We start from the raw sequence: 6,850 nt of genomic DNA, 5'->3' as shown, positions 1-6,850 counted from the left end.
CTGAAGGAGGGAAAAACTATAAATTAGATGAATTAATCGGTTATTATCTAATTTATCTACATTACATAATCATCCCCGCAAACTCTAATTTATCTACCCAACCATTACGCAGAAACAAAATTATAAAAACTAATTTATAACTAAAAACTAAATAATAACAAAAGGAAAACAGACCCTCAAATGAGGGTCTGTAACTGTTAATTTTATAATTAACATATAATTATAAATGAGCATTATTTGAGAATTATCCCTTAACAGCACCGGCAACAACACCTTCGATAATATACTTCTGACAAGCGAAGTAGAAGATGATGATAGGCAAGATACTTATAATGATAAGGGACATAATAGCACCCATATCCGTTTGTCCGTAACTACCGTTTAGGTACTGAATATGAATAGGAATTGTTCTATAGTTTGTACCACTAAAGATTAGGTATGGTAGTAGGTAGTCGTTCCAAATCCACATTGTTTCCAGAATACCAACAGAAATAATTGTTGGCTTCATAATAGGAACAACAACACCGAAATATGTTCTTAGAGGTCCTGCACCGTCAACACTTGCAGCTTCTTCAACTTCAATAGGAATACCCTTTACGAAGCCGGAGAACATAAAAATTGCAAGACCTGCACCAAATCCCAAATAAACTACCAAAATACCAACAGGTGAATTTAGGTGTAGCTTATCAGCAGTCTTTGAAAGAGTGTACATAACCATCTGGAATGGTACAACCATTGAGAATACACAGAAGTAGTAAATAATCTTGCAAATCTTTGAGTTAACTCTTGTAACATACCATGCAGTCATTGATGTACAAAGTAGGATTAGGAATACACCACCGATAGTGATAAATAAACTTGTTAAAACAACTTTCCAGAAAGAGAAGTTACCAAATGTCATACCTTTTATGTAGTTTTGGAAACCATAGAAAGTTTCGGCATTTGGAAAGGCAAATGGGTTGTCACTAATATCTGTCTTAAACTTAAAGGAGTTCATCAAAACAATAAATAGTGGTGACACATAGAAAATTGAAATAACAGAAAATACTACTGTCAAAATTTTCATACCTAAAGTTTGCTTTTTCTTAGGTTGTTTTTCTTTAGGTTTAACCTTTGCCATTACTGCTGCACCTCCCTCTTTCTAGTGAAGTATAGCTGAGCAAGAGCAATTACAACAACAATTACGAAGAAGATAACTGCCTCTGCTTGACCAACACCACGAGAGTTAGCATTTGAATAGAAGGTGTTGTAAATATTAAGTGCCATCATTTCCGTTTGCTTAATGGTTACACCACCGTCAGTTACTACACCCGGAGCACCGGCAGTTAAAGCTAAGTTCTGGTCAAATAACTTAAATGAATTTGTTAGTGTTAGGAATGTACAAATTGTAATTGATGGTGCCATCATAGGAATAGTAACCTTAGTAAGAAGTTGTCTTCTGTTAGCACCGTCAATCTTTGCTGCTTCATAAAGGTCACTAGGAACACTTTGGAAGCCGGCAATATAAATAATCATCATATAACCTGCTTGTTGCCAACACATCAGAATTACAAGTCCCCAAAAACCATAAGTACTATTAAGTGCTAAGTTAGTACCATAGTTGTGTAGGATACCATCAAAAATAAGTTTCCAAATGTAACCAAGGATGATACCACCAATTAGGTTAGGAACAAAGAACACTGTTCTAAAAATATTAGAACCTCTAATACCAAGGGTTAGAACATATGCAACTGCAAAAGCAATAAGATTAATGAGAACTATTGAAACAATAACAAATAGAACTGTAAACCAGAATGAATGGATAAAGGCTTCATTTTGGAATGCTTTTACATAGTTATCAAAACCAATCAGTTTAGCATTACTTACTGTATGGAACTTACAGAATGATAGATAGATGCCCTGAAAGAAGGGATAAATAAAACCGATAGCAAAGGCAATTAATGTTGGTAATACGAAAATCAGAAAATACTTTTTATGTTTCTTTACCATTTTCTCACCTTTCTTCTTAATTCAAAATTATAGGGGGCGAATCCGCCCCCTAACTAAGTTTAATAATTAAAGGATAAATTAGCCGTTAGCTTTTGCGTATTCTGTCTTCCAACCGTCAACGAAAGCCTTAACAACGTCATCCCACTTACCTGTACCGGCAGCATACTGTGTTAGAGCTGTACCAACACCGTTCTTCCAGTCTTCACTAGGCATTGTTGTAAAGTTCCAAGAAACAGCTTCTTTACCGTCAGCCACATACTTGTCAGCAATCTTAACTAGAGGATTTGTAGCTTCCTTAGCATCCTTAAATGGGATTACAAAGCCCATATCGGTAGACATTGCAGAAGTACCCTTGTCAGATGTTACACACCAGTTCATAAAGTCTAAAGTAGCCTTCTGATCATCTTCAGAAGCGCCGTTGTTTACACACCAGTAGTTTTCAGAACCTGTGCATAGACCCTGATTTTCTTCACCGTCAGCACCGATGTAAATAGGTAGCATACCCAATTCGTCGTCCTTTATGCCACCCTTCTTGATAGCGTCATATTCCCAAGTACCGTTCTGGAAGAATACTGCCTGACCCTTAATGAATTCTGTTTCTGAGTCAGTAGCTGTCTTGCTAGCAAGAGAAGTAGGAGCACATGTTGAATCTGTGATATATAGGTCGAAAATCTTCTTGTAGTTATCTAGGTAAGTACCCTTGATAGCATCTGTAGAAGTAACGTTATCTTTCTTGTATTCATAGTAGATAGGCATATTTGCTAAGTGAGTCTTAAATCTCCAGTCAGATGAGCCATCCATACCTGCTGAAGTGAATGCACCCTTAACACCTAACTTATCTTTGTTCTTCTGGATTTCATCAGCAACAGTCTTTAGCTTATCAAAGCTGTTGATGTCTTCAATCTTCTTAACTGTAGCAAATGAAGAATCACAATACTTCTGAAGTAGAGTCTTGTTGTAAATGATACCATATGACTCAATAACATAAGCAATACCCGGTACACTGTCGCCGTCCTTTAGTGCAAATGTATCGCTTGTTAACTGCTTGTAAATGTCAGAATCTTTAAGATCTAGACAATAGTCTTTCCAGTTTTTTAGACCAACAGGACCGTTAACCTGGAATAGTGTAGGAGCATTGTCCTTATCCATTGCAGATGTAAGAGTTTCTTCATACTTACCTTCGGCAGCAGTCTGAACCTTAACCTTAACACCTGTTTCCTTTGTGTATTCCTTAGCTAACTTCTGCCAAGCCTGATCCTGTTCAGGCTTAAAGTTTAGATAATAAACCTGACCTTTAGCACCACTACTGTCCTTATCGTTAGAATTAGAAGTGTTACAACCTGCTAAACAAGTAGCTGCCATCATACCTGCCACGCCGGCAACTACGATTCTCTTCACTGTTTCTTTTTTCATTTTTTTCACCTTTGTCCTTAAAAATTTTTCGCCTTATCAGAAGACGAATTTGAGGAGTGTCTCCTCAACCTCACAAGTGCAGTTTAACACACTTTTTATAAAAATACAATAGTTTTGACTAATATTTTTTTATAAAATATATGTAATTTAATTTACAGACTGTTACAGATGTTCGCAATATATTCAAAATTCTTTAAAATTTATTAATAATTTTATTCAGTTATTTTGTGGTAAGCACTGGTTTTTTACAGTATTTTGTTCTTCTAAAGAATATAACAATTTTGATTTATTTATTGCAAATTCAACTACTGTTGTGGTACTATAAAAAAGAAAAATTTTTAAGGAATGATTGAATGAAAAGTTTTAAAAACTCTGCTTTTGCAAGATTTTTCACTAATTTCCCAAAAATTATGTTTGCAAATCTTTTATATACTATTCCCTCAACCATATGCTTTGCTATATTTGGTTTGATAGGTTACTTAACTGGTTTTCAAAATGTAATAGTTTGGTTTTTAGGAATTATACCGGCTTATCCTCTTTATGCCGGACTTGTAATGGTAATTAGGAAAATCGCTATTGAAAAGAAAGATATTAATGTACTTGATACATTTAAAACTTCTGTAAAAGATAATTGGAAAACATTTTTAATTAACGGTATAATCACTTACCTTATTGTTACACTTTCAGTTTTCGCAATTCTTTACTACTATTCAATGGCTTCTGTCAGTGCAGTTTACAGTGCATTGCTTACACTATACTTATTCTTTAGTGCAATGTTAGTGGCAACAATGTTCTATGTTCCTATGATGAACATTACATATGATATTAAACTACTTCAAGTGTATAAGAACTCATTTATCCTAGTATTTGGCAAGATTTTAAGGAGTGTTCTGACTTTACTTGCAGTTGCAGTACCTACTGCTGTAGCATTCTTTGCAATTATGCTAACAAGCAATGTATGGCTACTGATTGTAGGTATTTTGGTTTCACTTATTTATCCATTATTCTATACTTATATTGTTGTTTCTATTATCTCAAAGCCGTTGCAAGAGGCAGTTGGTTCTTTCACTAAGAAAGATGACAGATATGTTGTACTTCCTAAAGAAAGAGATATTGAAAAAGAAAAGAAACTTATGGACGAAAATAAAGACAGTGAATATGTCTTTGTTAACGGTAGAATGATTAAGAAAGATAAGTGATTTTTTAATTTTATTACTACCTATAAGAAACAAAAAAGCTCCCATTATGGGAGCTTTTGTTATATCTAAATTCTGCATTTTATTAGCAAATCTTGTTTCTGTCGATTTCTCTGATGTCTGTTCTTTTGATTTTTCCGCTGATTGTCTTTGGCATTTCGTCAATAAACTCCAGGTGCTGAATGTGCTTGTAGGAGGCTACTCGGCTGTTTACAAAGGTTTTCAGCTCTCTTTTCAGCTCTCTGCTCTCTGTGTAGCCCTCTGCAAGGTGAACGGTTGCCTTGATTGCCTGACCTCTTGACTCGTCAGGTACACCGATAACTGCACATTCCATAACAGCAGGGTGCTTCATCAGTACATTTTCTATCTCAAAAGGTCCTACTCTAAAGCCTCTTGTCTTGATAAGGTCGTCAATTCTGCCAACATACCAGTAATATCCGTCCTCGTCCTTGTAGGCTGTGTCCCCTGTGTGATAAACGCCGTTTCTCCAAACCTTTTCGTACAGCTTTTCGTCACCGCAGTAGCCCATAAAGATGCCGTGCTGATTTTCCTGTGGGGCAACTACAATTTCGCCAACCTCGTTTGCAGGCAGCTCGTTACCGCTGTCGTCAACAATCATTGTGTTGTAAAGTGGTGTTGATTTGCCCAAAGCACCAACCTTTTCCTCACTCCCCACAAGGTTGCCAAGCATTAGTACAGACTCTGTCTGACCAAAGCCCTCCATAAGTCTTAGTCCTGTCTGCTCAAAAACCTTTTTGAATACAACAGGGTTAAGTGCCTCGCCTGCTGTGGTGATGTGCTTTAATGAAGAAAGGTCGTAATTATTCATTCCACGCTTGATGAAATAGCGGTAAACTGTTGGCGGTGCGCAGAAAGATGTAACCTTGTACTTTTCCATAACTCTCAACAGCTTGTCAGGTGAGAAATGGTCGAAGTCGTAAACCATAACACCGCAACCGCAAAGCCATTGACCGTAAATTTTGCCCCAGGAAGCCTTACCCCAGCCTGTTTCCGCAACTGTGAGGTGAAGTCCTTTTTCCTTTACATCCTGCCAAAACTTTGCTGTGATTATGTGGGAAAGTGTGTAGGTGTGGTCGTGCATAACAGCCTTTGGGTAGCCTGTTGTACCTGATGTAAAGTATATGAGCATTGGCTCCTTAGCAAGGGTTTCAACTCTTTCAAAGTTGTCGTCAGCCTTTCCAATTTCATCTGTAAAATTAACAGCGCCCTCCACATCTCTGCGTACAACAAAAACCTTTTCAAGAATCGGTCTTTCCTTTGATGCCTTAACTAAAGTTTCCGCTGTGTCACCGTCAGGTGTGGAAACTGCAAAGCGAATATCCGCTGTGTCAACTCTGTATGTGATGTCGTCAAAGGTGAGCATATTTGTTGCAGGGATAACGATAGCGCCCAGCTTGTGAAGTGCGGGAACAATGTACCAGTATTCATAATTCCTTTTAAGAATTACAATCACTCTGTCGCCCTTTTTAACACCCTGATTTTTAAAGGCATTTGCCGCCTTATTGCTAAGTCTTTTTATGTCGGCAAAGGTAAATGTCTTGTGAAGATGGTCGGGGTTTGTCCACTCCATAGCAATGTCGTTTGGTGCAAGCTCCCCCATTTTATCCACAACATCATAGCCAAAGTTGTAGTTTTCGGGATAATCAAGCTGAAAACTGTTCAGCACTCCATTTTCGTCCAAGGTATAGTTACAAAAATCATTAAACAACTGCATAATCATTCTCCTTAAATTTTAAATTCTGAAATCACTCTTTTATTTTTACAATTATATTATACGAAAGGGATAATACTTTTACAATCCGACATACAATGCAAATGTAATAATTTTGAATAAGTTAATGCAGATTATGCATTAATAACAAAGGCTCCCCTTATTTATAAGGTATTCCCTTGCTAAGGGAAATGCACCTTTGGTGGAGGCTGTTTGTAATCCCAAATGCCTGCTCCTGTCATTCCGGGCTTGTTATGACAATAGGGTTATTGATACTTTTCACTATTCCCTATCACTTTATAACTAAAAAAGCTCCCATTTCGGGAGCTTTTGTTTTGTGATTTGGTTTGTAATTTTTAGTTTTTTAATTTCGTTTGTGGGTAATGGTAAATCGGTTCTGTAAATTTGGGTTTTTCAATTTTGTCTGTGGGTAAAGGTGAGAATGATAAATTAGGGTTTGTGGGGTTGATTATGTAATGTAGATAAATTAGATAATAACCGATTAATTCATCTAATTTAT

Annotated in this window: 5 protein-coding genes; 1 reads left to right on the top strand and 4 read right to left on the bottom strand. The window is 36.6% G+C overall.

Annotation, left to right across the window (positions count from 1 at the left end; translation table 11 throughout):
* Nucleotides 1–244: 244 nt before the first annotated feature.
* The 3 genes from WMO18_RS10305 to WMO18_RS10295 all read right to left on the bottom strand — a co-directional run bounded on the left by WMO18_RS10305 (nt 245) and on the right by WMO18_RS10295 (nt 3,402).
* Nucleotides 245–1,120 (bottom strand): carbohydrate ABC transporter permease, encoded by an 876-nt coding sequence (locus WMO18_RS10305; protein WP_211148284.1) that lies wholly within the window; start codon nt 1,118–1,120, stop codon nt 245–247.
* Nucleotides 1,120–1,989 (bottom strand): carbohydrate ABC transporter permease, encoded by an 870-nt coding sequence (locus WMO18_RS10300; protein ID WP_022505670.1) that lies wholly within the window; start codon nt 1,987–1,989, stop codon nt 1,120–1,122. The genes WMO18_RS10305 and WMO18_RS10300 overlap by 1 nt, the downstream gene beginning before the upstream one ends.
* 78 nt (nt 1,990–2,067) lie before the next feature.
* The gene (locus WMO18_RS10295; protein WP_211148283.1) at nt 2,068–3,402 is read right to left on the bottom strand and encodes an ABC transporter substrate-binding protein; all 1,335 of its coding nucleotides are present in this window, start codon (nt 3,400–3,402) and stop codon (nt 2,068–2,070) included.
* Nucleotides 3,403–3,755: 353 nt separating this feature from the next.
* Here WMO18_RS10295 and WMO18_RS10290 point away from each other — a divergent pair, with 353 nt between their 5' ends.
* The gene (locus WMO18_RS10290; protein ID WP_211148282.1) at nt 3,756–4,601 is read left to right on the top strand and encodes a DUF624 domain-containing protein; all 846 of its coding nucleotides are present in this window, start codon (nt 3,756–3,758) and stop codon (nt 4,599–4,601) included.
* A gap of 82 nt (nt 4,602–4,683) precedes the next feature.
* Here the strand turns inward: WMO18_RS10290 and WMO18_RS10285 are convergent, their stop codons facing one another.
* Entirely contained in the window at nt 4,684–6,333 is a 1,650-nt protein-coding gene (locus tag WMO18_RS10285) for an AMP-binding protein (RefSeq protein WP_211148281.1), read from the bottom strand.
* Between the last annotated feature and the right edge of the window lie 517 nt (nt 6,334–6,850).

Source organism: Ruminococcoides intestinihominis, assembly GCF_040096285.1.
GTDB lineage: Bacteria > Bacillota > Clostridia > Oscillospirales > Acutalibacteraceae > Ruminococcoides > Ruminococcoides intestinihominis.
Note: the sequence above shows the minus strand (reverse complement) of the source record. Positions and strands in the feature narration are given on the sequence as shown.

What these genes read in the sequence shown, in the direction of transcription:
- WMO18_RS10305 (WP_211148284.1), bottom strand. Translation starts at nt 1,120, where the DNA reads ATGGCAAAGGTTAAACCTAAAGAAAAACAACCTAAGAAAAAGCAAACT.
- WMO18_RS10300 (WP_022505670.1), bottom strand. Translation starts at nt 1,989, where the DNA reads ATGGTAAAGAAACATAAAAAGTATTTTCTGATTTTCGTATTACCAACA.
- WMO18_RS10295 (WP_211148283.1), bottom strand. Translation starts at nt 3,402, where the DNA reads ATGAAAAAAGAAACAGTGAAGAGAATCGTAGTTGCCGGCGTGGCAGGT.
- WMO18_RS10290 (WP_211148282.1), top strand. Translation starts at nt 3,756, where the DNA reads ATGAAAAGTTTTAAAAACTCTGCTTTTGCAAGATTTTTCACTAATTTC.
- WMO18_RS10285 (WP_211148281.1), bottom strand. Translation starts at nt 6,333, where the DNA reads ATGCAGTTGTTTAATGATTTTTGTAACTATACCTTGGACGAAAATGGA.